The following is a 26357-nucleotide window of genomic DNA, read 5'->3' on the forward strand; positions in this document are numbered from 1 at the left end:
CGGACCGCATCGAGGTGCTGTTCTCGCAGCCCGATGGCGACGACCAGGCGTCCGACGAATCCGAGCTGCTTTACGTCTCCGCGACTTTCGGCGGCACGACGCGAAATTTCTACCGTTTCCAGATGCAGGACGGCAGCACCGACTACTTCGACGAAAACGGCAGCAGCGCCGAGCAGTTTCTGCTGCGCAATCCCTTGCCCAATGGCCGGTTTACGTCCGGGTTCGGTGCCAGGCGTCACCCCATTTTGGGGTATGTGAAAATGCACACCGGCACCGACTGGGCAGCTCCCGTGGGATCGCCGATCATTGCCGCGGGCAACGGCGTCGTCGAAAAGGCCGGCTGGGCCGGCGGCTATGGCAAGCAGATCATCTTGCGTCACGCCAATGGCTACGAGACGTCCTACAATCACCAGAGCGCCTTTGCCAAAGGCATCGAGCCGGGTGTTCGCGTTCGCCAGGGTCAGGTTATCGGCTATCTCGGCTCAACCGGCCTCTCCACCGGTCCGCATCTTCATTACGAACTGATCGTCAACGGCACCAAGGTCGATTCGATGCGCGTCCGCCTGCCGGTCGGCAAGACGCTGAAGGGCGACGACCTCGTCGCCTTCAAGCGCGAGCGGGAACGCATCGACGACCTGCTCAAGCAGGAAGACAGCAATCAGTTGAAGGTCGCGAGCGCCAAGATCGAAGGCTGAGCCGACGTTTTTCGTCGTCAGCCCTGCTGATTCGCCGTGTCGCGCGCCCATGGCAGCCGCTCGCCCGAAACCGTCGTCCACGCAGTGATTGCCGAAAGCAGGCAAAGCAGCGCGGTCACTGCGGCAACGGCGGCGAATGCCGCGTCGCTGGCGGCAAGTCGCGCCGCATCGAGGCCGGGCGCCAGGCCGGCTGGCGGCGGTTCGCCGAAACCCGGAATGCCGGAGCCGGCACCGGTGCCGAGCACGCCAGCGTAAACCCAGGCCGCCAGCGATCCCATCGCCGCCACGGCGATCAGGCCGCCGATGCGCGAAACGGCGTTGTTGATGCCCGAGGCCGCACCCGTATCCTTGTCCTCGACCGCCGTCATGATGGCGGTCGACAGCGGCGATACCACCAGCGCCATGCCGAACCCCATCAACGCCATCAGCGGGAATACCCCCAGCCAGAAATTGTGGATGCCCCAATAGGCCAGCAAGGCAAGTCCGGCAAAGGCAAGAGCCACAACCAGACTGCCGCTGGCGATCGGAAAGCGAGGCCCGATGCGGTCGGACCACTGGCCGACCGGTCCGGACAACAGTGCGATCAGTGCCGACAACGGCAGGAATATGAAGCCGACCTCGGCCGCGCTCAGCCCCCATCCGGCGATCATGAGCATCGGCAGATAGAACAGATTGGCCGACAGCGCGAAATAAAGGAAGAAGGTCGCCACATTGGCGCCCGCGAACGCGCCGATCCGAAACAGCGACAGATCGATCATCGGCTCGCGCCGCCGGCGCTCGAAGACGATGAACATGACGAGCAAAACTGCACCGGCGACAATACTCGGGCCGGACATCAGCCCCTCCCCGTCGCCGCTCATCGAGGTCAGGCCGTAAGCGAGAGCTCCGAACGCCAATATGGCGAGTGCAGCCCCGCCGAGATCGAGGCTGCGCTTTTCCGCCGGCGCGTCGGCAGGGACCTTGGCCAGCAGAAGATAGATCGAGATAAGACCGAGCGGCAGATTGATGGCGAAGATCGCCCGCCAGATGCCGTCGCCGAACGCTGACAGCACGAAGCCGCCCAGCACCGGGCCGAGCGCCGTCGTCAGTGCCGATGCCGCGGCCCAGATGCCGATCGCCCGGCCGCGTTCCTTTTTCGGATACGCTTTGGCGATAATGGCCAGGCTGCCCGGCACCATGATGGCCGCTCCGACACCCTGGATAGCCCGAAATGCAATCAGCACTGCCGGGTTAGGCGCCAGCGCACAGGCAAGCGAGGCGGCAATGAACAGGACGATGCCGGCGACGAAAGAGTGGCGCAGGCCGAAGCGATCGCCGGCGGCGCCGCCGACGAGAATGAGGGCTGAAAGCGTCAATGCATAGGCATTGGAAATCCATTGTGCCTCGGCGAGGCTGGCGCCGAGGTCGACGCGGATCGCCGGCGTCGCAATGGCCAGGACCGACCCGTCGATGAAGCCGAGCGCGGAAGCCAGGATCGCGGCGATCAGCACGAACCGCCGCTGTGCCTGCGGACAGAACGTATCGGCGGGAAGCGAGCCGGTCAGGGGAACGGCGCCGGTACCGACTTTGGTTGGCGTGTGCATGCCGCCTTACCTAGATCGCCGGCGCGCCGGCGACAACCGGCCAGCACGGTGTTCTCATTGAAACCAGGCCAACCTGGCCATACAGGCAGGATCACGGCGCTCCGGGTGCAAACGACAGATGCCGTGCTAAGCTTCTCGCAGCGCCACGGACAAGGGGGGAAATACCGCATGAAACGACCGCTCGAACCCTCGGCGGAAGGGCGCGGGCGCGTCGTCGGCATCACCGACGGCGTGTTCGCCATCGCGCTCACCCTGATCGTTCTCGAGATCAGGGTGCCGGCGCATGAAACGGTGCATTCCGAACGCGAGTTGATCACCGCGATCACAGCACTGGCACCGCGCTTCCTGACCTATGCGCTCAGCTTCCTGACGCTGACCATCTTCTGGTTCGGCCAGCAGGCGCAACACGGGCTGATCGCAAAATCCGACCGGCGGCTTGCCACGCTGAACCTCTGCTTCCTCGGCTTCATCGCCTTGCTGCCGTTCTCGACCGACCTTCTCGCCGACTTCCTCGAATTCAGGACTGCGGTGATCGTCTACTGGCTCAATCTTTTGATGCTCGGCCTGACGCTGCTCGCCAGTTGGCGCTATGCGGACAAGAACGGATTTCTGGCCGAAGGTGTCGACGCGGAGACCACCCGAACGGTCTATCTGCGCATCGTCAAGGCACAGATCCTGTGGGCCGTCGGCGCGACACTGTGCCTGATCAGCCCGTTGCTCAGCGTCGGCTTTATCCTGGTGATGCAGTTGATCTATGCCGCAGCGCTGCACGCGCCACTGCTGCGCAAGGTCATCGGGTGATTCGAGCGAAGGCGTTGCGCTTTACTCGACGAACTCCACGATAACGCCGGGCGTCACGATCTTGGCCAGCTCGCGCGCATCCCAATTGGTCAGCCGCACGCAGCCATGGCTCTCAGTCTTGCCGATCTTTGACGGATCCGGCGTGCCGTGAATGCCGTAGGTCGGCTTGTCCAGCGCAATCCAGACCGAGCCGACCGGGCCGTTCGGCCCCGGCGGGATGGTCAGGATCCTGTCGTTTTCGCCCTGCTTGAAATTGATGTTCGGGTTGTAAGTGTAGTTCGGGTCCAGCGCGACACGCGACACCGTATGCGTGCCGGACGGCGACGGCGTGTCCGACGAGCCGATAGTCGCCGGATAGGCTGCGACCAGCTTGCCCGCCGCATCATAGGCGCGGACCTGCTTGTTGGCCTTGTCGGCGATGATGCGCGCCACCGGCGTCGCCACCAGCCTCCCGAAATTGGCGACCTTGATGATGGTGCCTGGACGATTGAAATTGGCCTCCGGATTGAGCGATTTCAGATAGGCCTCGTCCATGTGGAAGCGCTCGGCCAGCGCTTCGGGCACCGACGTGTAGCCCATGCGATCGAGCTGGGCCTTTTGGCTGTAGTCCTCCGGTATCGATGCGACATAGGGACCGGCCGCATCCTCGGGCGTGATCGTATAGGAGGCGAAGGCATCGCCGCCGGATTGCGCCAGGGCGGCCTGGATGCCGATCGCGTCGGTCGACTTCAGATTGCTGCCGGTGATCTCATTATAGGCGGCGAGCGCCTTGTCGACATTCGAGCCGAACCGTCCGTCGATGACGCCGGGCGACGCACCGGCACGGTCGAGCAGCACCTGCAGCGCCGCCACGTCCTCGCGGGCGCCGAGCGCAAGCGACGGGTCGACCGCCGTCTTGCCGCCAGTGTTTGGCGGCGAGGCTGTGTCTGGCGGCAAGGCCGCCTGCTCGTTCGGCACTGTCGGCTCGACCGGCTCGATCGAGGCCTCGTTGAGCGGCTGGCGCTCGATGGTGCGCGGCTTCACCGGCTGCGCTGCCTCCGGATAATCGTTGCCGTAGCCGTCATCCGGTGGCGCTTCGGGGAACGCTTCCACCGAATTGTCGCCATTAAGATCGTAGTCGTCGGCCGGCGGCACGATGATCCTGCCCTCGTCTTCCAACTGCCTGCGGCGGTAGCGCGCCATGTCCTGCGGGTCGTAGAGATAATAGCGGTCGTCCTCGACCGGTCCGAGATTGCGCAAGCGCTCACGGCGCAAGGCACGGCGGTCGAGCCTGGTCTGCGGCGGCTGGATGGCGACAACCTTGCCGGTCTCCGCATCGACGATGACGCGGTTTCCCCTGGCGTCGTAGTAGATATCGAGATTGCCGTTCTGGGCGATCAGAACGCCGCCCGTATCGGCAGCGCGAACAACCCCCGGTACGGTGTCCGCCAGCGGTGAGGCCATCGCATTAGACGCCAGCAGCCCGGCAGCAAGCGCTGAAAGGGTGAAGATGGTGCGCAACATGGTGGCCAAGATTCTCCGGTCCGTAAATGCCGCCGTCGGCGTTGTCCCCTCAGAGCGCCGCGCGTCCTTTCGGACGCGCAAGGTCGCTCCAACACCTGAATCTCCGCACGTGCTTTCCGAACATCGAATTCGATCTTCGGGCCGATGCGGCAGGCGAACCCCTTCGACGGCAAATCAGTTGTCAACCATAAGGTTCCAATATGAACCGGGCATGAAGATGGCGGATTTCTGACCGATCAGACGACAGTGAGCCCCAACTCCTTGCGCGCCTGCTTCGTCAGCTTCAGCGCCACAAGACGGTGGCTTTCGCGCAGATAATCCTTCAGCGCCTCATCATCCATGCTTTCGCTTGTCCGGCGCTGGATCCATTTCATGCCGCGCGAGGCGAGATACGGCGCCGGCCGAAGGCCCGGCTGTTCCCTCAGCACATCATAGGCGATATCGGAGCATTTGAAGGTGACGAACGGCTCCTTGCCTTCACTCCAGCCGCCGATTGCGAAGACTTTGCCGCCGACTTTCCAGACATGGGCGCCGCCCCACTGCACGACATGGGTCGTCGAAGGCAGCGAGGCGCAGAAACTGTTGTAGTCGTCCAACGTCATCTGCGCCCCGCCAGTGGTGTAGGACCATGAACCAAAGGTCGGCTTAGCAAAAAGCGGATGCCGATTTTTCGGAAAAGATCATGGTCAAGATTGAAGATAGGAATTCCATCCCGATTCCATCGGGATGGAACAGGTCTTAGCTTGAACTCAGGCGGCCGCCTCGGTTGCCACGACTGCGGGCTTCGAGCGGAAGTTCAAGCGGTCGGATCCAGCGGTGACCTTGACGGTCGAGCCATCGAGGATCTCGCCGAGCAGGATCTTTTCCGCCAGCGGGTCCTGCAATTCCTTCTGCATCACCCGCTTCAGCGGCCGCGCGCCATAGGCCGGGTCGTAACCCTTGGCCGCCAGCCAGTCGATCGCCTCCTGATCGAGCGAAAGCGATATCTTGCGGTCGACAAGCAGGTTTTCCAGCCGCTTGAGCTGGATTTGGACGATCTGGCCCATATCCTGGCGGCGCAGCCGGTGGAACAGGATCACCTCGTCGATGCGGTTGAGGAATTCCGGCCGGAACGAAGCCCTGACGACATTCATCACCTCGTCGCGCACGACGTCGACATCCTGGTCCTCGCTAAGATTGACCAGATATTCGGCGCCGAGATTGGACGTCATGATGATCAGCGTATTGCGGAAGTCGACAGTGCGGCCCTGCCCGTCGGTCAGCCGGCCGTCGTCGAGCACCTGCAGCAGCACGTTGAAGACGTCCGGATGCGCCTTTTCGATCTCGTCGAACAGCACGACCTGATAGGGCCGGCGCCGTACCGCTTCGGTCAGCGCGCCGCCTTCCTCATAGCCGACATAGCCGGGAGGCGCGCCGATCAGCCGGGCGACCGAGTGCTTCTCCATGAACTCCGACATGTCGATACGCACCATGGCGCTCTCGTCGTCGAACAGGAAGCTGGCCAGCGCCTTGGTCAATTCGGTCTTGCCGACGCCCGTCGGCCCGAGGAACATGAACGAGCCGAGCGGCCGGTTCGGATCCTGCAGGCCGGCGCGCGCACGGCGTACGGCTTTCGACACTGCCTGCACCGCCTCGCCCTGGCCGACGACTCGCTTGCCGATCTCGTCTTCCATGCGCAACAGCTTGTCGCGCTCGCCTTCCAGCATCTTGTCGACCGGGATCCCCGTCCAGCGCGAGACGATATGGGCGACGTGGTCGGGGCCGACCACTTCCTCGACCATGCCGGCCTTGCCATCCCTGGCTTCGGCCTGCTGCAGCTGCTTTTCGAGTTCCGGGATCTTGCCATAGGCAAGTTCGCCGGCGCGCTGGAATTCGCCCTTGCGCTGGGCAATGGCAAGTTCGTTGCGCGTCTCGTCGAGCTGCTTCTTGAGGTCGGCGGCAAGCCCGAGCTTCTGCTTCTCGGCCTGCCATTTCGAGGTCAGCTCGGTCGATTCCTCCTCGAGGTTCGAGAGTTCCTTCTCGAGCCGGGCGAGCCGGTCCTTCGAGGCATCGTCCTTCTCGACCTTGAGCGCCTCGCGCTCGATCTTGAGCTGCATGATGCGGCGGTCGATCTCGTCCAGCGCCTCGGGCTTCGAATCGACTTGCATGCGGAGCCGCGACGCGGCCTCGTCGACGAGGTCGATCGCCTTGTCCGGCAGGAAGCGGTCAGCGATGTAGCGGTTGGACAGGGTTGCGGCCGCGACCAGTGCCGAATCCGAGATGCGCACCTTGTGGTGCTGCTCGTATTTCTCTTTCAGGCCGCGCAGGATCGAGACGGTGTCTTCGACCGTCGGCTCATTGACGAAGACCGGCTGGAAGCGGCGGGCAAGGGCCGCATCCTTCTCGACATGCTTGCGGTATTCGTCGAGCGTGGTGGCGCCGACGCAGTGCAGTTCACCGCGGGCCAGCGCCGGCTTCAGCAAGTTCGACGCATCCATGGCGCCATCCGCCTTGCCGGCGCCGACGAGCGTGTGCATCTCGTCGATGAACAGGATGATGCCGCCGGCCGCAGACGTGACTTCGGAAAGCACCGCCTTCAGCCGCTCCTCGAACTCGCCGCGGTATTTGGCGCCGGCGATCAGCGAGCCCATGTCGAGCGCCATCAGTTGCTTGTCCTTGAGTGATTCCGGCACGTCGCCATTGACGATGCGCAGCGCCAGCCCTTCGGCGATCGCCGTCTTGCCGACGCCGGGTTCGCCGATCAGCACCGGGTTGTTTTTGGTGCGACGCGACAGCACCTGGATGGTGCGGCGGATTTCGTCATCACGGCCGATGACCGGATCGAGCTTGCCCGCGCGAGCGTCGGCCGTCAGGTCGCGCGCATATTTCTTCAGCGCGTCGTAGCCCTGCTCGGCGCTCGCCGAATCGGCGGTGCGACCTTTGCGTACGTCGTTGATGACCTGGTTCAGCGCCTGCGGCGTGACACCCGCCTTTGACAGGATGTCGGCGGTCTTGGCCGATTTTTCCATGGCCAGCGCCTGCAATAGCCGTTCGACGGTGACGAAGCTGTCACCGGCCTTCTTGGCCAGTTCCTCGGCGGTCGAAAACACCTTTGCCAGCGGCTGCGCCAGATAGAGCTGGCCATTGCCGCCCTCGACCTTGGGCATTGCCTCCAGTGCCGTCTCAACGCCGAGCTTGACGTCACGGACATTGCCGCCGGCGCGCTCGATCAGCGACGCAGCGAGGCCTTCGTCGTCATCGACAAGGACCTTAAGGATATGTTCGGGGGTGAATTGCTGGTGATTGCGGGAAAGCGCCATGGTTTGCGCGGACTGGATAAAGCCGCGCACACGCTCGGAATATTTTTCAAGATTCATGCCTGTCTCCTTCCGTCACCGGCCCGCTTCGCGGCACCGGATCAGATTGCGGTGACGGACCCGCCCGTTCGAGCCGGATCCTGTTCACGCAAGATATGGGACGCAAACCACGGACCCTCAAGACGCCTCGACACTGGCGGACGCATAATATCGCGAGCGCACAAAACAAAACGGCGGAGATTTCTCTCCGCCGTCCAGGGTAAAGGATGCGCTAAGGTCGGCTGAACGTTTTTTCGATCAATTCTCGACGTCTGCGATCACAGCTTGACCGCCGGGGCCTTCAGCCGGCGCTGCATCGACATTCCCAGCGTCGGTATTGCCAGTCTCGGTATTGCCAGTCTCGGCATTGCCCGTCTTGGCATTGCTTGTCTCGGCACTCTCAGGGCCGGCGTTGTCGTTGCCGCCATTTGCCTGTTCGACATCGAGGCGCGGGCGACGCGGACGCCTGGGGCGGCGGGCCGGGCTGTTTTCGGCAGCGGCTTCGTTGAGCTCGGCCTGGGCGGCGAGACCCGCCGGCGAAAAATTGTCGAATTGCGGTGCGGGCTCACCCACAAAGTCCGGTTCAGCGGCCGGTACGGGCTCCGCCTGCGCCGGCGTCTCGTCGCGCCGTGGCTGTTCGATGCGCTGGCCACCCTGCTCGCCGCGCGCGCCATACTCGCCGCGCTGGCCGTTCTGGCCGTAACCGCCGTTGGGACGACGGTCGCGGTGGCGTCCGCCATTGTTGTCGCGGCCGTCACGGTTGTCGCGACCGCCCCGATTGTCGCGGCTGTTTTCCTGGTTCAGCGCCAGTTCGGCCGGCGTGCCATCGATGACCGGCTGCGGGCCGGCCCCGTGATTGACGGTCGAACCCGACGTCTCGTTGGCATTGTTGTTGCCGGCATTGTCGAACTCGTCGCGATCCTCGTCGCCATCATCGTCGAAATCGTCGCGATTCTGCTGGGCGTTCTGGATCGGCATCTGCGCCTGAGCGGCTGCGATGATGCGGTTATAGTGTTCTGCATGCTGGAGATAGTTTTCCGCCATCACCCGGTCGCCGGAGCTTTGCGCGTCACGGGCAAGGGTTGCGTACTTCTCGGCAATCTGCTGAGCCGATCCGCGGATCTTCACGTCCGGGCCGTTGCTCTCGTAGTTGCGCGTCAGGGGATTCGGCCCCTTACGATTGTTGTTGTTATTGTTGTTGCCGCCGCCGCCATTGTTGTTGCGACCGCGCATGCGCCTGTTTTGCTGTTGTGGCCTCATTAGACTCTCTTCACTTTGAAATTTTCGAAAAACTCTTCACGAACGGAGGCGCTCATGCGGCCAGCCGTTTCGTTCCTTCACCGGCGTTCGCCCGCATCAATTGCGTTGGCGCCACGTGCCATCCTGTTCCGGTTACTTCACTTGCCGGACGATTCCCGCACGAAGCTTGGGCGTCGTTTGCGCAAGAAGGCAGCTATTTCCAAGGAAAACCGAATCGCTAAGAGCACTGCCTGCTTCGTCTCATCCGGTTATGGCGACCCTAGCCGCATTCCCCGGTATTGCCAAGCGCTTTTTTCGCACTGCATCACGGCTTCCACCGTTCGAACACAAGAACTCTGTCGATTCCGCCGAGATCACGAAACGCCCCGACCGAACGGTACCCGGCCGCGGAGAATATCTCCGTAACCTGTTGGTGCTGCGTATGGCCGATCTCGACCGCAATCCTGCCTTGGAGTTCCAAATACGCTGCCGCTCCTGCGGCGATCTTCCTGTAGGGGCTCAGACCGTCCACGCCGCCATCGAGGGCCTGGCGTGGATCGAAACCGCGGACCTCGTCCTGCAGATTTCCAATGTCGTCTGAGGGTATATAGGGAGGGTTTGCGACAATTACATGGTACCGGCCAGAAACTTTTTCAAACCAGTCGGATTCGAGCGCCGTGAACCGGCCGGCGAGCCCCAATTCCCCGGCATTACGCATGGCTGTGGCCAGCGCCTCCTGCGAAATGTCGACGCCGGTGGCGGTCGCGGCCGGAACGGCGCTGAGCAGCGCCAGCGCAATGGCACCGGTGCCGGTCCCGAGATCGAGGATGCGGCAACCGCCTTCGCGTGCCGCTATCGCCTTGACGAAGGGCAGTATAGCCTCGACCAGCGTTTCGGTATCCGGCCGCGGCTCCAGCGTTTGCGGCGAAAGCGAAAGGCGCAAGCCGTAGAATTCGCGGTAGCCAAGGATTCGGTGTACCGGCTCGCCGGCGATGCGCCGTCGCAAGGCGGCTTCGATTGCCGCCGTCACGTCCGCATCGACCGCGTGCCCGGGCTCGGCGATGGCCTGCGTGCGACTGGTGCCGGAAAAATGCTCGACGATCAGCCTGGCATCGAGCGCCGGATCCGCAACTCCGGCTGCGGTGAGCCGGTTTCGCGCCTCCCGCAGCAGCGGCGCCAGCGTGGCGGGCAGGCTGTCAGCCATCAATGCCGATGTCGGCGAGCAGCTTCGACTGGTGATCGGCGATCAGCGCGTCGATGATCTCGTCGAGCTCGCCCATCATCACCCGGTCAAGCTTGTAGAGCGTCAGGTTGATGCGATGATCGGTGACGCGACCCTGCGGAAAATTATAGGTGCGGATGCGTTCCGAGCGGTCGCCCGAGCCGACCTGCGACTTGCGCGATTCGGAACGTTCCTCGTCCGCCTTGCTGCGCTCAAGATCGTAGAGCCTGGCGCGCAGGATCTGCATGGCCTTCGCCCGGTTCTGGTGCTGCGACTTTTCCGCCTGCACCACCATGATGCCGGTCGGCAGATGGGTGATGCGCACGGCCGAATCGGTGGTGTTGACGTGCTGGCCGCCTGAACCCGAGGCGCGCATCGTGTCGATGCGGATGTCTTCGGCCCTGATGTCGATGTCGACCTCTTCGGCTTCCGGCAGCACAGCGACCGTCGCCGCCGAGGTATGAATGCGTCCGCCCGCCTCGGTCGTCGGCACGCGCTGCACCCGGTGCACGCCGGATTCAAACTTCAGATGGGCAAAGACGCCCTTACCCGAAACGGTGGCGATGATTTCCTTGTAGCCGCCGACCTCACCCTCGCTGGCCGACACCGTCTCGAAACGCCAGCCATGCGCCGCGGCATAGCGCTCGTACATGCGAAACAGGTCGCCGGCGAAAAGCGCCGCCTCGTCACCGCCGGTGCCGGCGCGGATTTCGAGGATGGCGTTCTTGTCGTCGGCGGCATCCCTTGGCAACAGCAGGATCTGGATGTCCTTCTGCAGCGCCTCGATTCGATGCTTGACCTCCGGCAGGTCGGCCTCGGCCAAGGCGCGCATCTCGGCGTCGGTGCCCTTGTCGGCGAGCATCGCCTCCAGATCGGCCTGTTCGCGCTCCGCGGCGCGCAGTGCCCTGATCTTTGCCGCCATCTCCTGGATGTCGGCATATTCGGAGGCCATTCTGACATAGGCGTCCGGCGCCGGCCCGGCCGACATCTGCGCTTCGAGCATGTCGAAACGCTTGACGACTTGATCCATACGGTCGCGGGGCAGGTTGATCATGGCGAAGTCTATAGCGGTATAGAGCGGTCGTCGGCAAAGGCTTGCAGCAGCGCCCGCATCGGCAGGCCATGCGCCGGCGCCATCAGATTGTCGTCGAAGAACGCTTCCAACTCGCTGAGCGGCAGTTCCGTCAGCATCGCCTTGACCGGGCCGATCGATGCCGGCGACATCGAGATCGAGCGGTAGCCAAGGCCGATCAGCGCCATCGCCGAAATCGGCTTGCCGGCAAGTTCGCCGCACAGGGTCACCGGCGTATGGTTGCGCGCCCCGGCGTCGGCAATCTGCTTCAGGACGCGCAGGAACGGCGTCGAGAGCGGGTCGAAGCGGTCGGACAATTGGGTGTTGCCGCGATCCACCGCCATGACGAACTGGAACAGGTCGTTCGAGCCGACCGAGACGAAATCGACCGCCTTCATCAGTTCATCGAGCTGGAACAGCAGCGACGGCACCTCCAGCATCGCCCCGAGCTTGAGGCTGGTCGGCAAATGATGGGCAAAACGCGACAGATGCCGCACCTCGCGATCGATGATCTCGCGCGCCTGCGCGATCTCGCCGAGTTCGGTCACCATTGGCAGCATCAGCTTCAGTTCGCGTCCACCGCACGCCTTGAGCAGCGCGCGGATCTGGGTGCGCAGCAATCCGGGCCGGTCGAGCGTCAGACGGATGGCGCGCCAGCCGAGCGCCGGATTCTCTTCCTGGATCGAGCCCTTGAAATAGGGCAGCACCTTGTCGCCGCCGATATCGATGGTGCGGAACGTCACCGGCTTGCCACGCGCCGCCTCGAGCACGTCACGATAGAGCCGCTCCTGGGCTTCGGCGCGCGGAAAGGTCGAAGCGACCATGAATTGCAGCTCGGTGCGGAACAGGCCGATGCCGGCCGCGCCCGCTTCGGCCAGTTGCGGCAGATCGACCGCCAGCCCGGCATTCATCAGAAGATCGACCTGGACACCGTCCTTGGTCACCGACGGCTTCTTGCGCAGTTCGCGGTAGACCTCCTGCCGCCGCGCCCTGAAGCGCACTTTCTCGGCATAGGCCGCCTCGAGGTCGGGCTGCGGCCGCAGATGGATCGCGCCTTCCTCGCCGTCGACGATGATGGCATCGCCGTTTTCCGCCATGGAAACGGCGCCCTTCATCTGGCCGGCGACCGGTATGCCCATGGCCCGCGCCACGATGACGACATGGCTGGTCGCGGCGCCGTCCTCCAGCACCAGCCCGCGCAGCTTGTCCCTGGGATAGTCGAGCAGCTCGGCAGCCCCCATCGAGCGAGCGACGATGATGGCGTCCTTGGGCAGCGAGGCCGCGACGTCCTCCGGACCGCGCCCCATAAGCTGCCGCAGCAGCCGATTGGCGAGATCGTCGAAATCGCTCATCCGTTCGCGCAGGTACGGATCGGTCATGTGCAGCATGCGGGCACGCATGTCGCTCTGCACCTTTTCGACCGCCGCTTCGGCCGTCAGGCCGTTGCGGATCGCCTCCTCGAGCCGGCGCACCCAGCCGCGGTCGTTGGCGAACATGCGATAGGCTTCGAGCACCTGGCGATGCTCGCCCTCGAAGGCGACGTCGCGGCGCTCCAGCATGTCGTCGATAGAGAGCCTGAGCGAGCCGAGGGACGCGTCGAGCCGCCTGACCTCTTCCTCGCTGTCCTCGTTGAACAGATTGGTGACGACGATGCGCGGCTCGTGCAGCACCACATGGCCGAGCCCGACGCCTTCGTTGAAGGACAGGCCGGTAAAGCTTACCGGGCGGCGCAGATCGAGCTCGAGGCCGGGCCTTGTCAGCCGCTCCAGATCGCCGGTGGCGATCATCTCGGCGATCACCATCGCCGTCGTTTCCAGCGCCTCGACCTCGTCGTCGCGATAATGGCGCATGGTCTTGTTCTGCACGACCAGGACGCCCAGTGTCCGCCCTGCCCGCAGCACCGGCACACCGAGGAAAGAATTGTATATCTCTTCCCCTGTCTCCGGCAGGTAGGCGAAGGCCGGATGCTCCTGCGCGTTGGAGAGGTTGAGCGGCCGCGCCGAGGCCGCGATCGTGCCGACCAGGCCTTGGCCCAGCCTGAGCTGCGCCAGGTGGACGGCGTTCGGGTTCAGGCCTTCGGTCGCGTAGAGTTCGAGCACCGAATCGGCGCGCAGCACATAGAGCGAGCAGACCTCGGCAACCATGTTGGAGGCGATGTCGCGCACGATTCGGTCAAGCCGCTCCTGCGGCTCCAGCGGCTCTTGCATGAGCTCGCGGAGCCGTTTCAGCAAAACGCGCGGGCCGCTGGCCGAATCACGCATCGCGGCTTCTTCTCCAATAGCGTTTCAACCGGTGCAGGTTGCCCTGCACAGCGGCACAAACGCAACAACTCAATTAGAGCGCCATCGTCCAATTGGACGCATAAAGGCCGCTCCAAGACTTTCGATCCGCTGCATCCTGCCTTCCGAAAATCGATTCCGATTTTCGGGCCGATGCAGTCTGCTACTGCTTATCCAGACCGTACACGGAATGCAAAGTGCGAACTGCTAGTTCCGTATAGGGACCGTCGATCAGGATCGAAATCTTGATTTCGGACGTTGTGATGGCGCGGATGTTGATCGCGCGGTCGGCCAGCGCCTTGAAGGCGGTGGCGGCGACGCCAGCATGGCTGCGCATGCCGATGCCGATGACCGAGACCTTCGACATGCCGGCTTCCGATTGCACCACATCGTAGCCGATCGTCGCCTTCAGCCGCTCGAGCACCGCAAGCGCCTTGTCGACATCGCCGGACGGCACGGTGAAGGTCATGTCGGTGAACTTGCCGTCCTCGGAAATGTTCTGGACGATCATGTCGACATTGATGTTGGCCTCGGCCAGCGGCCCGAAAATGCCGGCGGCGACGCCCGGACGGTCGCCGACGCGGCGCAGCGAAATCTGCGCTTCGTCCTTGGCATAGGCAATTCCGGTGACGACCTGCTGTTCCACGATCTCTTCCTCGTCGCAAATAAGCGTTCCCGGCGGATTGAGCAAATCCCCCATTCCGGGTGCATCGGGATCGTCGAAGGACGACCGCACAAAGGTACGCACCCTGTGCACCATGGCAAGCTCGACCGAGCGCACCTGCAGGACCTTGGCCCCGAGCGAGGCCATTTCGAGCATTTCCTCGAAGGAAATCTTGGCCAGCCGCCGCGCCTTGGGCTCGATGCGCGGATCGGTCGTGTAGACCCCGTCGACGTCGGTGTAGATATCGCACCGGTCGGCCTTGACCGCCGCCGCGATGGCGACAGCGCTGGTATCAGAACCGCCGCGGCCGAGCGTTGCGATCCGGTTGTCCGGCCCGATGCCCTGGAAACCGGCGACCACCGCCACCTGGCCTTCGCCGAAGCGCTTGATCAGGAACGCGCCGTCGATATCGAGAATGCGCGCCGCACCATGCGCGTTGTCGGTCTTGATCGGGATCTGCCAACCTTGCCAGGAGCGGGCATGCACGCCGATATTCTGCAGCGCGATCGCCAGCAAGCCGGCGGTGACCTGCTCGCCGGACGCGACGACGGCGTCATATTCGCGCGCATCGTGCATCGGCGAGGCTTCGCGCGTCCACTGCACGAGTTCGTTGGTCTTGCCGGCCATCGCCGAGACCACAACGGCGACCTCATGGCCGGCATCGACCTCGCGTTTGACATGACGCGCCACATTGCGGATGCGGGCGATGTCGGCGACGGACGTTCCGCCGAATTTCATCACGATGCGCGCCATGGAAGCGAAATGCCTTTGACTGGATGCCGGACCGAAGGCCGAAGAGCGAAAAATGCGCCAAGCTGTGGCTGGGCGCTCAATGCGCGGCCTCCTTAGCCAAATGACAGTCGTTTCGCAAGGCGTGCCGCCGCTGCCGGCCGGGCGACACACCAGCGCAGCATCGGGCTTGCATACTTCTTGCCAAAATGACGCGCGCCTCAGCCCAGCTGTGCCGTGGCTCTCCACAGGCGCGGATAGTCGAGGACGAAACCGAGCGGCGAGATCTCCAGCATCTCATTGTAGCCGAACATCGGGGCGGCATAGGCGTAATGTGCCGCATCGACGCGCTGATAGCTCTGTTCCAGGCGCACGAGCCTGAGTTCGGGAAATGTCAGATAGGCTGCCGGGGCGGGCGTCGCCATGCCGATATCGAGGGCAAAACGGCGAAGCGCCACAAGGTTTGTGGCGGGCGTGAAGCCGAGATCGACATCGATGAGACCGTCGACTTCCGCTTGATGCTCGCCGTTCAGCGCCCATTGGCGCTCGGTCAGCCGATCGATCCTGTAATGCAGCTCTTGCGTGCCGAAAAAGCCGTCGGCGCGCGCCGATCGTGTATGCCAATCGGCGTCGCAGTCCACCTCGTAGGCGATGCTGCACGGCTTGCCGTCCTGGACGAAAAGCGCGTGTCCCCTCAGGTTCCACCCGGAACTCGCTTCTGACAGCAGGCAAGCGTCGTGGCCTTCCTGGTCAAGCCGGCGCCAAAGAATGGAAGCAACCGCTCGCATCATGCGCACTCCTCCGAACCCGATGTCTCTGCTTCGTTCGCCAAAGCCTAGGTGTTTCCTTCCGGCACACCATCAACTGACACGTGCTGACACAAATGCAGCCGGCAAAAGACGGCGCCGGCAGGCATCGCGCGCATCGCGCCGCCGGCGGTGAATTTCGCGCCTTGACATTCGCAGCCTCGCGCCCGACTTCCTAGCGTCCGAGGAGACCAAACCATGCCAGAGCCCCGACGATCGACGATCGATGCCGGAGAGGTGGAACGCTTTTCCGCCCTTGCCGCCGAATGGTGGAACCCGAACGGCAAGTTCCGCCCGCTGCATAAGTTCAACCCGATCCGGCTTGCCTATATCCGCGACCAGGTGGCGACCCGCTTCGGCCGCGATCCGCGTGCGGCACGGCCGTTCGAAGGCCTGCGCTTCCTCGACATAGGCTGCGGCGGCGGGCTGTTGTGCGAGCCGATGGCGCGGCTTGGCGCCGAAGTGGTCGGTGCCGATGCCTCAGTCACCAACATCGAAGTGGCCAAGATGCATGCGGCGGAAGTCGGCGTGAGCGTTGATTACCGCGCCACGACCGCGGAAGATCTGGCCGACGCCGGCGAAAAATTCGACGTCATCCTCAACATGGAAGTGGTCGAGCATGTCGCCGATGTCGATCTGTTCCTGGCCAAATGCGGCGAGATGGTCAAGCCTGGCGGCATCATGTTCGTCGCCACTATCAACCGCACCCTGAAGGCCCTGGGCCTGGCCATCATCGGCGCCGAATATGTGCTGCGCTGGCTGCCCCGCGGCACCCACCAGTTCGGCAAGCTGGTGCGTCCCGAGGAACTCGAAAAAGCGCTTGCCGGCGCCGGCCTGACCGTCATCGACCGCACCGGGGTCACCTACAGCCCGCTCGCCGACCGCTGGCAGCGCTCGAAGGACATGGACGTCAACTACATGGTGCTGGCGGAGAAGGCATCCGTCTGAACCTTACGCCTTCTGGCCCCTATGTCTTCTGGCTTTGCGCTTTGGTGGTGATGAACACGCCGGCGGTGATGATGACGGCACCGGCCCAGGTCAGCAATTGATAGCGCTCGTCGAGGAAGAGGGTCCCGGCAAACAGCCCGACCGCCGCCGCGACATAGCCGATCTGGCTGAGATAGACCGGGCCGCCGACCGCTTGCAGCCGGAAGAAGAATGCGAACATCGCCGAGGCTGATGCCACCTGTGCCGCAGCGACCAGCGGCACGCCGCCGAGCGAGCCGAATGCATTGCCGCCCAGCAGGACCAGAATGCCGGAAAACAGCATCAAGGCTGCTGCCAGATGACTGCCGACGGCAAGCTCGATCGGGCCGGTGCCTTCGGGCCAGTCGACGGTGCGGTAAATATTGCCGGCGGCGAGGCTGACCGGGATGAGCAGGCCCATCGCCACCCAGAAAAATTCGGCCGGCTGGCCCGCTTCGCCGCGCGTCACCGCCACCATGACTGCGCCGACGAAACCGACGGCAATGCCGACAACGCCCAGCATGGTCGGGCGCCTGACGCCGAGCAGCATCGAGAACACCAGCGTGACAACCGGCGACAGCGTGAACATGATGCCGCTGTAGCCGGCACCCAGATGCGGAATGGCTGAAAACATCAGCAGATTGGGGATTGCATAGGAGACGGCCGCGGTGACGAAGAAATAGCGCAGTCTGTGCGGCGTAAGCCGCATGCGCTTGCCGTTGAGCAGCAATGCGCACAAAAGCACGCCGCCGGCACCAAGCGAGATGACGAAGGCCCAGACCATGGCGGGCACGGCGGCCGCCGTCGCGATCTTGCCGAACGGCAGCGTCAGGCCGAGCAGTCCGCCGGTGACGACCAGAAGGCCAAGCGCCGAGTCCCAGAGAAATTTCATCGCACCGTCCCGTCGCCCGTCCGCGGCCCTTGGCCTACACCACAAGCTGAGGTAAGATAATATAAAGATTCTTTACGTCAAGATACATAACGGTGAGAGACATGGATCGCGCGGCAAAAGCGATCGAGCAATGGAAAAAGGAGCGGCCGGATCTCGATGTCTCGCCGATGGCCGTGCTCGGACGGCTGAACGAGGCCGCCTCGCTGATCGCGCGAGAGCGGCTGGCGCCGCTGTTTGCAAGTTACGGGCTGCAATCCGGAGAATTCGATGTGCTGGCGACGCTGCGTCGTTCCGGGCCGCCATACGCGCTGACACCGACGGCTCTCTACGAGGCGACAATGGTGACGTCGGGCGCGATGACCAATCGCCTCGATCGGCTCGAGAAATCCGGCCTGATCAAGCGCGGGCCGCATCCCGATGATCGCCGTGGCATTGTCGTGCAACTGACCGGGAAGGGCGTCGCTCTGATCGACGAGGCGGTTACCGCTCACGTCGCCAACGAGCACCAGATACTTTCTGGGTTAGCGCGCCCGGAGCAGATCATGCTCGCACGCCTGCTCGAAAAACTGATAGCGAGCCTGAGCTAGCCCAAACGGCAACCACTAGGACTCTGCGATCATTGCATTGGGAGTCGTAACTGCCGGGGGAGTTTGCGGATGACAGAACATGCAGTCGTGATTGCCGGAGGAGGTCCGACGGGCCTAACCCTGGCAGGCGAGTTGGCGTTGGCAGGCATCGACGTAGCCATTGTCGAACGCCGCCCGAACCAAGAGCTTGCCGGTTCGCGTGCTGGCGGTCTGAGCTCACGTACTCTCGAAGTTTTCGATCAGCGCGGCATCGCGGACCGGTTCCTCGCGGAAGGGCAAATAGCCCAAGTCACGGGATTCGCGGCGATGCGTTTAGACATCAGCGATTTTCCGACCCGCCACAACTACGGGCTGGCGCTGAGGCAGAAACACATTGAGCGCATTCTAGCTGGATGGGTCAGCGAGTTGGCAGTGCCGATCTATCGCGGCCGTGAATTGACGTGTTTCGTGCAGGACGACGCCGGCGTCACCATCGAACTGTCCGATGGTGGGTCGCTGCGGGCAAGCTATCTCGTCGGGTGTGATGGAGGCCGCAGTCTGGTCCGCAAAGCTGCTGGCATTGAGTTTCGAGGATGGGATGCGACGACCAGCAGCATCCTCGCCGAGGCCGAGATGGCGGAGGAGCCGCCACTGGGTATTCATCGCACGGCACTTGGCATCCACGCCTTTGGCAGGGAAGAGTACGAAATTCGTGACGGCAAGGTCGTCTTTGCCGATAAAGGTCCCATAGGCGTCATGGTCACTGAAAAGAGTGTCGGCGCCACGACCGAGCCCACGCTGCGCGATCTCCGCGAAGCACTCGTCGCCGCATGCGGAACAGATTACGGAATCCATAGCCCAACCTGGATTTCCAGGTTCACCGACATGTCGCGGCAAGCGGCGGCTTACCGCAAGGGCCGGGTTCTCTTAGCGGGCGATGCCGCCCATGTGCATTCCCCGGTGGGCGGACAAGGCCTCAATACCGGTGTGCAGGATGCGGTGAACCTCGGTTGGAAGTTGGCCCAAGTGGTGAAAGGAACATCGCCTGAAGGCTTGCTCGACACTTATCACATCGAGCGGCATCCGATTGCGGCCCGCGTGTTGCGAACGACAATGGCACAGGTCGCATTGCAACATACTGATGATCGCACTGAAGCCTTGCGTGAAATCGTATCAGAGCTCCTTGGGATGGAGGAGACTCGCAAACGGATCGCTGCCGAGATGTCCGGACTTGGTATCCATTACGACTTCGGCCAGGGGCATCCGCTGGTCGGCCGCCGCATGCCTGACCTCGACCTGGCCACGCCTGATGGTCCTATGCGCGTATTTGCGCTCCACCAAAATGCGCGGCCAGTGCTCTTGAATCTCGGTGCGCCGGGCAGCTTCGACGTCAAGCCGTGGTCAGACCGCATTAAGGTGGTTTACGCCAAATGTGACGATCCATGGGAGTTGCCTCGGCTAGGCTTGGTCTCCGCTCCAACCGCAGTTTTAATCCGACCCGATGGATATGTTGCTTGGGTAGGCGACAGGACGCAGGATGGTCTTCAAGACGCGATGAACACCTGGTTCGGGCCACCGGGCTAAAAGCCGCGAAAACCAGTTAGCTCTTGACCTGGTTGAATGGTCCCGAAATCAAACGGGTACCGACGGCAAAAAACTCAGATCCTGGCCGCCGAGCCTCGTTTGGGCCGACGAACAGCTCTGATCTTGCCGCTGTTTCCGCCGCCACAGAAAAACTGGTCGCCGCCATCGGATTCGAGCCCCGACACGCCTGTTCCCGGCGGCATATCGAGCTTCTCCAGGACCTTACCCGTTTCAGGATCGATCCGCCGGACATCGCTCTCCTCACCCTCCCAGGTGCCATGCCAAAGCTCGCCGTCGACCCAGCTGACCCCGGTAACGACGCGGTTGGAAACGATGGTGCGAAGGATTGCTCCTGTCTCGGGATCGACCTGATGAATCTTTCGGCCCCGGTGCTGCCCGACCCAGAGCGTTCCTTCGGCCCAGGCGAGCCCGGAATCACCGCCGTTGCCAGGAGCCGGGATCGACGCCAGCACCTGGCCATTCTTCGGATCGATCTTCTGGATGCGATCCTCCGCGATCTGATAGAGGTACTGGCCGTCGAAAGCCGTTCCGGCGTGTGCCGCGACATCGATCGAGCGCACCACTTTGCCGCTCGCCGGATCGAAGGCGTTCAATCTGTCGCCTGAGGCAAACCAGACATGCTCACCGTCGAAGGTAACGCCGTCCACGTGGTCGACACCCGGAAAGGGCCCATATTCTCGAAGGATTTCGGCTGCGGATCGTTCCATGATTCTATCCTAGTAGCCCGGCAGTGGGCCGGGGAGTAACAAGATTGTCGGGAAACCCGTCAGCGGCGGGGTCATCCAGCGACGCGCCCGGCCGCGGCCGAACGACTGCACCTTGCCGGCCTGGGCAAGCTGCTCGAGCGCCCGCTGCACGGTACGCGAACTGGCTCCAAGCGCAATCGCCAGGGCCGAACTCGACCACGACTCGCCGTCGGCGAGGAAGGCGAGCACTGCGGCATGCTCTTCTTCGACGGGCGGCGCCAGCACGACGACCTCACCTGCGCGGCGTGGCGCCAGCGCAAAGCCCCGCTTCGTCGCGCTCACATCGGCCAAGCTCCGAAGCTCCGCGCGAAGCCGCCCGGCTTCGACCCGTAACCGTGCGCGATGTGATTCGTCCGCGTCCTTTCCGCGAAAAGCGCGCGCAATAAGCGTCGATCTTGCCACGTCCCCCGGCCAGGCTTCGGCCAGCGCACGGGCCAGCGCGAACAGCACCGGGCGGGTCGCCAGCGAGACGACGGTATCTGCGACCCGCACGACATTGCGGCATGCATCCACCACGAGCGCCCCCGACGCCAGGAGGGCTTCGACTTCGTCGAGCAGGATCGGCCGTTCCTCGCCACGCACAACAAGGCGTGCGGCCGGCGTGTCCAGCACCAGCGATGCGCTCTCCACCTCCGCCATCAGCGCGGCGATGCCGGACGCGCGCGCCGCCCGCGCCGCCAGGCCAAGGGCGGCGCGCGCAGGGCCGGTCCGCAAGCGACGGATGGCGATGCCGGCGACAGCCAGCTCGTGAGCAGCCCGCGATGCCGGCGGCAGCGGCGAGGGATCGAAGCCGTCCAGCCTGCGCTCGGCTTCGTCGAGATGGCCAATCAGCAGCAAGCGCCGGACGTCGAGGTTGCGCGCATGCGCGGCGTTGACGCGGTCGCCATGCTTTTCAAGCGTCGCCCGCGCGGCGTCGAGTGCCTTGGCCGGCCAGGTAAGGTCGCGCGAGACGAGCGCGATCTCGGCCTCGGCGACGACACACCTCGCGCGGGCCACGGCCTCCCTCGGGCTGAATGCGTGCGCCGCCCTCTTGAGGAGAACCTTCGCCCGAACCAGGTCGCCAAGCTGCGCCATCGCGATGCCGCGCAGCGCCAGTGCCGGCGCATCGTCGCGCAGCGCAACCCGCTTCAAGGCGCCGAGCGGATCGCCCGCCGCAAGCGCATGCGCCGCGGCCGTGATTAGCGAGTCCATCGGAATCCCGTCACACTTGTCACTCCCATGGCTTCGACGTCCGGCGCTAAGTCCATCTCACCAACCAGTCGTATCGACAACGGCGACTGTAGCCAACCTGAGTTGCGGCGCGATTGTGCACTAGCTCGAACGCAACGATAAGCACTAGGAGAGACGCAATGAAGATCGAAGGTTCAACCATCCTGGTGACTGGAGCCAATCGGGGCATCGGTCGGGCACTGGTCGAGGAAGCCCTGAGCAGAGGCGTAAAGCGCGTCTATGCAGCAACCCGCCAAGCCATGGCCCACCCGGACCGGCGTGTGACGTCCCTGACCATGGATGTGACCAACGCTGCGCAGATCCGGGAGGCGGTCGAGAAGATCGATGCTCTCGACATCCTCATCAACAACGCCGGCGTATCGCCCTTCGACGACCTCAGCGACCGTCGTGTGCTCGAACAACAGCTCGCCGTCAACCTCTTCGGCTCGTACGACGTTACCCAGGCACTGCTGCCGTTGCTGGCCCGGTCGCGAGGAGCCATCGTCAACATTCTGTCGCTGGCCTCGATTGCCGCAGTGCCGTTCAGTCCGGCCTACTCAGTCTCGAAGGCGGCCTCGTTCTCGCTGTCGCAGTCGTTGCGCACGCTCCTGGCCGGACGGGGTGTCAGCGTCCACAGGGTCCTTCCCGGCCCGGTGGACACGGACATGACACGGGGCCTGGACATCGCGAAGGCCTCTCCGGAGTCTGTTGCGCGGGCGATCCTGGACGGAGTGGAGAACGGCGAAGAGGAAATCTTCCCCGATCCCATGTCGGAATCCCTGGCGGAGGGCTGGCGCAGCAGTGCGGTCAAGGCGCTTGAACGCCAGTTTGCAGCCTATGCGGAAGCAAGTCCGTCCAGTGAAGCAAGCCCGTCAGACAGTGGGTATGAAAGAAGCAGCGAAACGATTGCCCGCGAGGCCCATCCTTGCTGCTCGGCCTGAAACTGCAGACGCCTCTGCAGGGGCGGCAGCATCGCCGCCCCTCGGCGCCGCCCGACCTTCACGGCGCTGCCTGGCAAAGAGATGCCTCGCTATGTCCGGAGCAGGTTGACGGATCAGTTGCGATCGTCGGGGAAACTTGGAATAGGCATGAACTCGACGCCGTCGTCGGCCAGGCTCTTGGCTTCCTCCAGCGTCGCCTCGCCATAAATGCCGCGCGGATCGCTCTCGCCAAAATGGATCTTGCGCGCTTCCTCGGCAAATTTGTCGCCGACATAATCGGCGTTCTCGCGCACCTTTTCGGCCAGCGCCTTGAGCTGCGCCAGCGCCTGCTTCTGGGCCTCGCCCATGGCGAGCGCAATCTTTTCTCGGCTGCGCCCGGTCGAGACGGCCGGCGCCATCAGCGCCTTCTCGATCTTGTGCGAGCCGCAGGTCGGGCAATCGACGAAGCCACGCTTCTTCTGCGTGTCGAAATCGTCGTTGCTGCGAAACCAGCCTTCGAATTCGTGCTCGTGCTCGCAGATCAGGGAAAAGCGGATCAAGAGGCGGCACCCCTGAGCGGCATTGCCTGCGCCGAACCGGCGTTTACGGCAAAATCGCGTGCGTTTTTGAGATTCGGTATCTTCTTGCGCGCGGCGACTGACTGCGCCGCGTCGATCTCGGCGACGATCACCGCCGGCTCGTCATGGGCAGCCTCGGCGATGATGCGGCCCCAGGGATCGACGATCAGCGAATGGCCATAGGTTTCGCGGCCGTCCTCGTGCACTCCGCCTTGCGCGGCGGCAACCACGTAGGCGCCGTTCTCGATGGCGCGCGCCCTGAGCAGCACATGCCAATGCGCTTCGCCGGTCTGGCGGGTGAAGGCGGCGGGCACCGAAAGCAGATCGGCGCCGGCCAGCGCCTCGGCACGGAACAGCTGCGGAAAGCGCAGATCGTAGCAGACGGCAAAGCCGAGCTTCGCGCCATCGATTTCGGCGACGACGGCCTCGGTGCCTGGCTCATAGGCGGCGGATTCGCGCCAGCTCTCGCCATTGTCGAGATCGACGTCGAACATGTGAATTTTGTCGTAGGTGGCAATCGTGGCGCCGTCCGGCCCGAACAGAAGGGCACGGTTGGCAAGCTTGCCGTCGGCGCGCAGAATAGCGGTCGAGCCGATATGCAGGAAGATGCCGAGCTCGCTGGCCAGCATCCGCGACGTCGAGACGACGATGTCCTTGTCTTCGGAGGTAAAGGAAGCGGCCCGCGCTTGGCTGTCGCGGATCAGCGCGCCGGTCATTTCCGGGGTCTGGACATAGGTCGCGCCAAGACCTGCCGCCTCGCGCACCAGCCGTTCCAGATCGACCGCATTGCGCTCCGGGCTGGTTCCCGAACGCATCTGGATCGCCGCCGCCTTGAAAGCACCCCCCGACTTGATGGCACCCATGGTCATGTCCTTATCTGGTCGAGCCGTTGGCGAGCAATCCGTCCAGCCGTCCTTCCGCCTCCAATTCGTGGAGATCGTCGGAGCCGCCGACATGCGTGTCGCCGATAAATATCTGCGGAAAGGTGGAGCGGCCGTGGGCCCGGGAAATCATTTCCCGGCGCAGTTCCGGCGAGAAGGAGGCGTCGTGCTCGGTATAGGCGACACCCTTCCTGTCGAGCAGCCGTTTGGCCGCGGTGCAATAGCCGCACATCATCCGCGTGTAGATCGTCACATCGACCATCGGTCAGCAACCCTGCCTCGTTCCGCTGTCATATAGGCTATATAGGCGCCGATTCGTCGGCCCGAAAGTCCCCCGGCAGCACGCGCGCGAAGGTCAGTACGTCGACCGCGCCGGCACCGCCCTTCTTCAATGCCCTGGCGACCGCGCGGACGGTGGCGCCGGTGGTGTAGACATCGTCGATCAACAGCACCCGGCGGCCGGCGATTTCGATCTCCGCCTCATCAGGCACTTTAAATGCGGCGCGAACATTTTCCTCGCGTTCCCGCCGCTCAAGCCCGACTTGCTGGCGCGTGAGTTTGACGCGCTTGATAGCTGATGGCGCGAAAGGCCGCTCCCCGAGCTGCGCCACCGCCCGCGCCAGTTCCGCCGACTGGTTGAACTGCCGCCGGAAGAAACGCCGCCAGTGCAGCGGCACCGGCACGACCACATCGGCCTCGGCGATGAGCTCGGCACCGGCGCGAAGCATCCAGCGCGCCATCCACGGCGCCAGATCGGTGCGGTCCTGGTACTTCAGCCCTTGCACCATCTGGCGGGCAACGCCGGAATAGGCAACCGCCGCCCGCGCGCGCTCGAACGGCGGCGGGTCGGCTATCGCCTCCGCCGACAGGAAACCCTCACCCATACTGTGGGTGAACGGCGTGCCCATCACCGGGCACCATGGCCGTTCCAGCAACCTGAGTTTCGGCCAGCAGGCGCCGCACAACACGCCGGGCTGCGAGACATGGCGGCGGCAGCCGGCACAGACCGGCGGGAACAAGAGGCGCGCTGGCCAGCCCAATGCCTTGCTGGCAATGCGCTTGGTCGCAATACGCTTGATCTCTGGCATGGGATCGGCCACGTGGTTGGTCCTCCGCATCACTATATCAGAGAGCGAAGCACAAGGACCTGTCCATTGCAGCCTGTAATCGACACCTCGCTCTGGCTGGCGCGCAAGCGCCGGGCACTGGCCCGTCCCATCGCCGGCGTGGATTTCCTCATGCGGCGGGCGGCCGAGGATCTTGCCGACCGGCTCGGCGCCGTCGAACGCAGCTTCGGCAAGGCGGCTTCGTTGTTTTGCCAGACGCCGGCAGCAGCAGAGGTGCTCGCCGAAAGCGGCAAGGTGACGGAAAACATGCGCGTCGAGGCCGACGCCGCTTTCCTGGGCGGCCAGCCAGGACTGTTGGCGCCGTTGGAAACCGTGCCATTCGAGCCGGAAAGCCTCGACCTAGCAGTCTCGCTGCTGTCGCTGCAAGCGATGAATGATATTCCAGGCATGCTGGTGCAGATCCGCCGAGCGTTGAAGCCGGACGGGCTTTTCCTCGGCGCCTTCGCCGGCACAGGCACGCTCTCCGAGCTGCGCGAAAGCCTGCTTGCCGCCGAGACCGAGCTCTATGGCGGCGCCAGCCCGCGTGTGATCCCGTTCACCGACGTCCGCGACGCCGGCGCGCTGCTGCAGCGCGCCGGCCTGGCACTGCCGGTTGCCGACGTCGAGACGATCACGGTGCGCTACGATTCGCTATTTGGCCTGATCGCCGACCTGCGCGCCATGGGCGAGACCAGCGCGCTTGTCGACCGCAGCAGGCGGCCGGGCACGCGAGCGTTGTTCGCGCGCGCCGCCGAAATCTATACGGAGCGGTTTTCGGATGCCGATGGCCGCGTCAGGGCGAGTTTCTCGGTGGTCTGGATGTCAGGCTGGGCCCCCGATGCCTCTCAGCAAAAGCCGCTGAAGCCGGGCTCCGCAAAAATATCGCTGAAGACAATCCTGGAAAACCCCGGTGGCCCCTGAGCGGAATCCCTGCGCAAAAGCTAAGCTATCCCACGCAAA

The 26357-nt window shown here is 63.9% G+C and carries 24 protein-coding genes (1 of these 24 only partly in view); 7 read left to right on the forward strand and 17 right to left on the reverse strand.

The genetic code is table 11. The features are described 5' to 3' along the window. Positions 1-695: the final stretch of a M23 family metallopeptidase gene (locus NKH21_RS09250; RefSeq protein WP_352864459.1), read on the forward strand. 1264 nt of this gene lie to the left of the window's left edge; the window shows 695 of its 1959 coding nt (coding positions 1265-1959); its start codon lies off the left edge, out of view; it ends in the stop codon at positions 693-695. Between the two features lie 17 nt (positions 696-712). Here the strand turns inward: NKH21_RS09250 and NKH21_RS09255 are convergent, their stop codons facing one another. Next, positions 713-2278, reverse strand: coding sequence for an MFS transporter (locus tag NKH21_RS09255; RefSeq protein WP_352670279.1), 1566 nt, complete (start codon positions 2276-2278; stop codon positions 713-715). Positions 2279-2446: 168 nt separating this feature from the next. Here NKH21_RS09255 and NKH21_RS09260 point away from each other — a divergent pair, with 168 nt between their 5' ends. Then, positions 2447-3079 carry a TMEM175 family protein gene (locus tag NKH21_RS09260; protein ID WP_352670282.1) on the forward strand — a complete coding sequence of 211 codons (633 nt, stop codon included), beginning with the start codon at positions 2447-2449 and terminating at the stop codon, positions 3077-3079. Positions 3080-3100: 21 nt separating this feature from the next. Here NKH21_RS09260 and NKH21_RS09265 read toward each other — a convergent pair whose 3' ends face one another. The 9 genes from NKH21_RS09265 to NKH21_RS09305 form a co-directional block, all read right to left on the reverse strand. Then, entirely contained in the window at positions 3101-4582 is a 1482-nt protein-coding gene (locus NKH21_RS09265; RefSeq protein WP_352864463.1) for a L,D-transpeptidase family protein, read from the reverse strand. 236 nt (positions 4583-4818) lie between these two features. Then, complete coding sequence (locus tag NKH21_RS09270) at positions 4819-5184, reverse strand: MmcQ/YjbR family DNA-binding protein (RefSeq protein WP_352670285.1); 366 nt, start codon at positions 5182-5184, stop codon at positions 4819-4821. Positions 5185-5331: 147 nt separating this feature from the next. Then, a complete protein-coding gene (gene clpB, locus NKH21_RS09275) occupies positions 5332-7938 on the reverse strand; it encodes an ATP-dependent chaperone ClpB (protein ID WP_352670287.1) in 2607 nt (868 codons plus the stop codon). A gap of 237 nt (positions 7939-8175) precedes the next feature. After that, the gene (locus NKH21_RS09280) at positions 8176-9150 is read right to left on the reverse strand and encodes a DUF4167 domain-containing protein (RefSeq protein ID WP_352670289.1); all 975 of its coding nucleotides are present in this window, start codon (positions 9148-9150) and stop codon (positions 8176-8178) included. A gap of 331 nt (positions 9151-9481) precedes the next feature. Next, positions 9482-10360, reverse strand: a complete 879-nt coding sequence (gene prmC / locus NKH21_RS09285; RefSeq protein WP_352864467.1) for a peptide chain release factor N(5)-glutamine methyltransferase — start codon at positions 10358-10360, stop codon at positions 9482-9484. After that, on the reverse strand, positions 10353-11432 hold the full coding sequence (gene prfA, locus NKH21_RS09290) for a peptide chain release factor 1 (RefSeq protein WP_352864469.1): 1080 nt from the start codon (positions 11430-11432) through the stop codon (positions 10353-10355). The genes prmC and prfA overlap by 8 nt, the downstream gene beginning before the upstream one ends. Before the next feature lie 8 nt (positions 11433-11440). Then, complete coding sequence (gene ptsP, locus NKH21_RS09295; protein WP_292661374.1) at positions 11441-13711, reverse strand: phosphoenolpyruvate--protein phosphotransferase; 2271 nt, start codon at positions 13709-13711, stop codon at positions 11441-11443. A 181-nt stretch (positions 13712-13892) separates the two neighbouring features. Further along, positions 13893-15146: an aspartate kinase gene (locus NKH21_RS09300; RefSeq protein ID WP_254816709.1), complete on the reverse strand. Its 1254-nt coding sequence runs from the start codon at positions 15144-15146 to the stop codon at positions 13893-13895. 197 nt (positions 15147-15343) lie between these two features. Then, positions 15344-15913 (reverse strand): putative glycolipid-binding domain-containing protein, encoded by a 570-nt coding sequence (locus NKH21_RS09305; protein ID WP_352864472.1) that lies wholly within the window; start codon positions 15911-15913, stop codon positions 15344-15346. 213 nt (positions 15914-16126) lie between these two features. Between NKH21_RS09305 and ubiG the strand changes: the two genes are divergently transcribed. Next, entirely contained in the window at positions 16127-16876 is a 750-nt protein-coding gene (gene ubiG / locus NKH21_RS09310; protein WP_352864474.1) for a bifunctional 2-polyprenyl-6-hydroxyphenol methylase/3-demethylubiquinol 3-O-methyltransferase UbiG, read from the forward strand. A 19-nt stretch (positions 16877-16895) separates the two neighbouring features. Here ubiG and NKH21_RS09315 read toward each other — a convergent pair whose 3' ends face one another. Further along, positions 16896-17786, reverse strand: coding sequence for a DMT family transporter (locus NKH21_RS09315; protein ID WP_352864476.1), 891 nt, complete (start codon positions 17784-17786; stop codon positions 16896-16898). 101 nt (positions 17787-17887) lie between these two features. On the opposite strand from NKH21_RS09315, the gene NKH21_RS09320 reads away from it, so the two are divergent. Next, positions 17888-18373 carry a MarR family winged helix-turn-helix transcriptional regulator gene (locus NKH21_RS09320; RefSeq protein ID WP_352864478.1) on the forward strand — a complete coding sequence of 162 codons (486 nt, stop codon included), beginning with the start codon at positions 17888-17890 and terminating at the stop codon, positions 18371-18373. 69 nt (positions 18374-18442) lie between these two features. After that, positions 18443-19936 (forward strand): FAD-dependent monooxygenase, encoded by a 1494-nt coding sequence (locus NKH21_RS09325; RefSeq protein ID WP_352864480.1) that lies wholly within the window; start codon positions 18443-18445, stop codon positions 19934-19936. 74 nt (positions 19937-20010) lie between these two features. Here NKH21_RS09325 and NKH21_RS09330 read toward each other — a convergent pair whose 3' ends face one another. Continuing rightward, positions 20011-20664 carry a Vgb family protein gene (locus NKH21_RS09330; RefSeq protein ID WP_352491808.1) on the reverse strand — a complete coding sequence of 218 codons (654 nt, stop codon included), beginning with the start codon at positions 20662-20664 and terminating at the stop codon, positions 20011-20013. Positions 20665-20673: 9 nt separating this feature from the next. After that, a complete protein-coding gene (locus NKH21_RS09335; RefSeq protein ID WP_352670317.1) occupies positions 20674-21894 on the reverse strand; it encodes a helix-turn-helix domain-containing protein in 1221 nt (406 codons plus the stop codon). Positions 21895-22052: 158 nt separating this feature from the next. Here NKH21_RS09335 and NKH21_RS09340 point away from each other — a divergent pair, with 158 nt between their 5' ends. Then, the gene (locus NKH21_RS09340) at positions 22053-22853 is read left to right on the forward strand and encodes an SDR family NAD(P)-dependent oxidoreductase (RefSeq protein ID WP_352670320.1); all 801 of its coding nucleotides are present in this window, start codon (positions 22053-22055) and stop codon (positions 22851-22853) included. A gap of 113 nt (positions 22854-22966) precedes the next feature. Here the strand turns inward: NKH21_RS09340 and NKH21_RS09345 are convergent, their stop codons facing one another. From NKH21_RS09345 to NKH21_RS09360, 4 genes are read right to left on the reverse strand one after another with little or no spacing between them, the layout of a single operon-like run. Next, on the reverse strand, positions 22967-23392 hold the full coding sequence (locus NKH21_RS09345) for a DUF1178 family protein (protein ID WP_352670323.1): 426 nt from the start codon (positions 23390-23392) through the stop codon (positions 22967-22969). Next, entirely contained in the window at positions 23389-24273 is an 885-nt protein-coding gene (locus NKH21_RS09350; RefSeq protein ID WP_352670326.1) for a carbon-nitrogen hydrolase family protein, read from the reverse strand. The genes NKH21_RS09345 and NKH21_RS09350 overlap by 4 nt, the downstream gene beginning before the upstream one ends. A gap of 10 nt (positions 24274-24283) precedes the next feature. Continuing rightward, a complete protein-coding gene (gene grxC, locus NKH21_RS09355; protein ID WP_352670329.1) occupies positions 24284-24553 on the reverse strand; it encodes a glutaredoxin 3 in 270 nt (89 codons plus the stop codon). A 37-nt stretch (positions 24554-24590) separates the two neighbouring features. Beyond that, positions 24591-25391 (reverse strand): ComF family protein, encoded by an 801-nt coding sequence (locus NKH21_RS09360; RefSeq protein ID WP_352864485.1) that lies wholly within the window; start codon positions 25389-25391, stop codon positions 24591-24593. Between the two features lie 54 nt (positions 25392-25445). On the opposite strand from NKH21_RS09360, the gene NKH21_RS09365 reads away from it, so the two are divergent. After that, entirely contained in the window at positions 25446-26318 is an 873-nt protein-coding gene (locus NKH21_RS09365) for a methyltransferase domain-containing protein (RefSeq protein WP_352864488.1), read from the forward strand. The last annotated feature ends 39 nt before the right edge of the window (positions 26319-26357 follow it).

This window comes from Mesorhizobium sp. M1329, assembly GCF_040318035.1.
GTDB lineage: Bacteria > Pseudomonadota > Alphaproteobacteria > Rhizobiales > Rhizobiaceae > Mesorhizobium.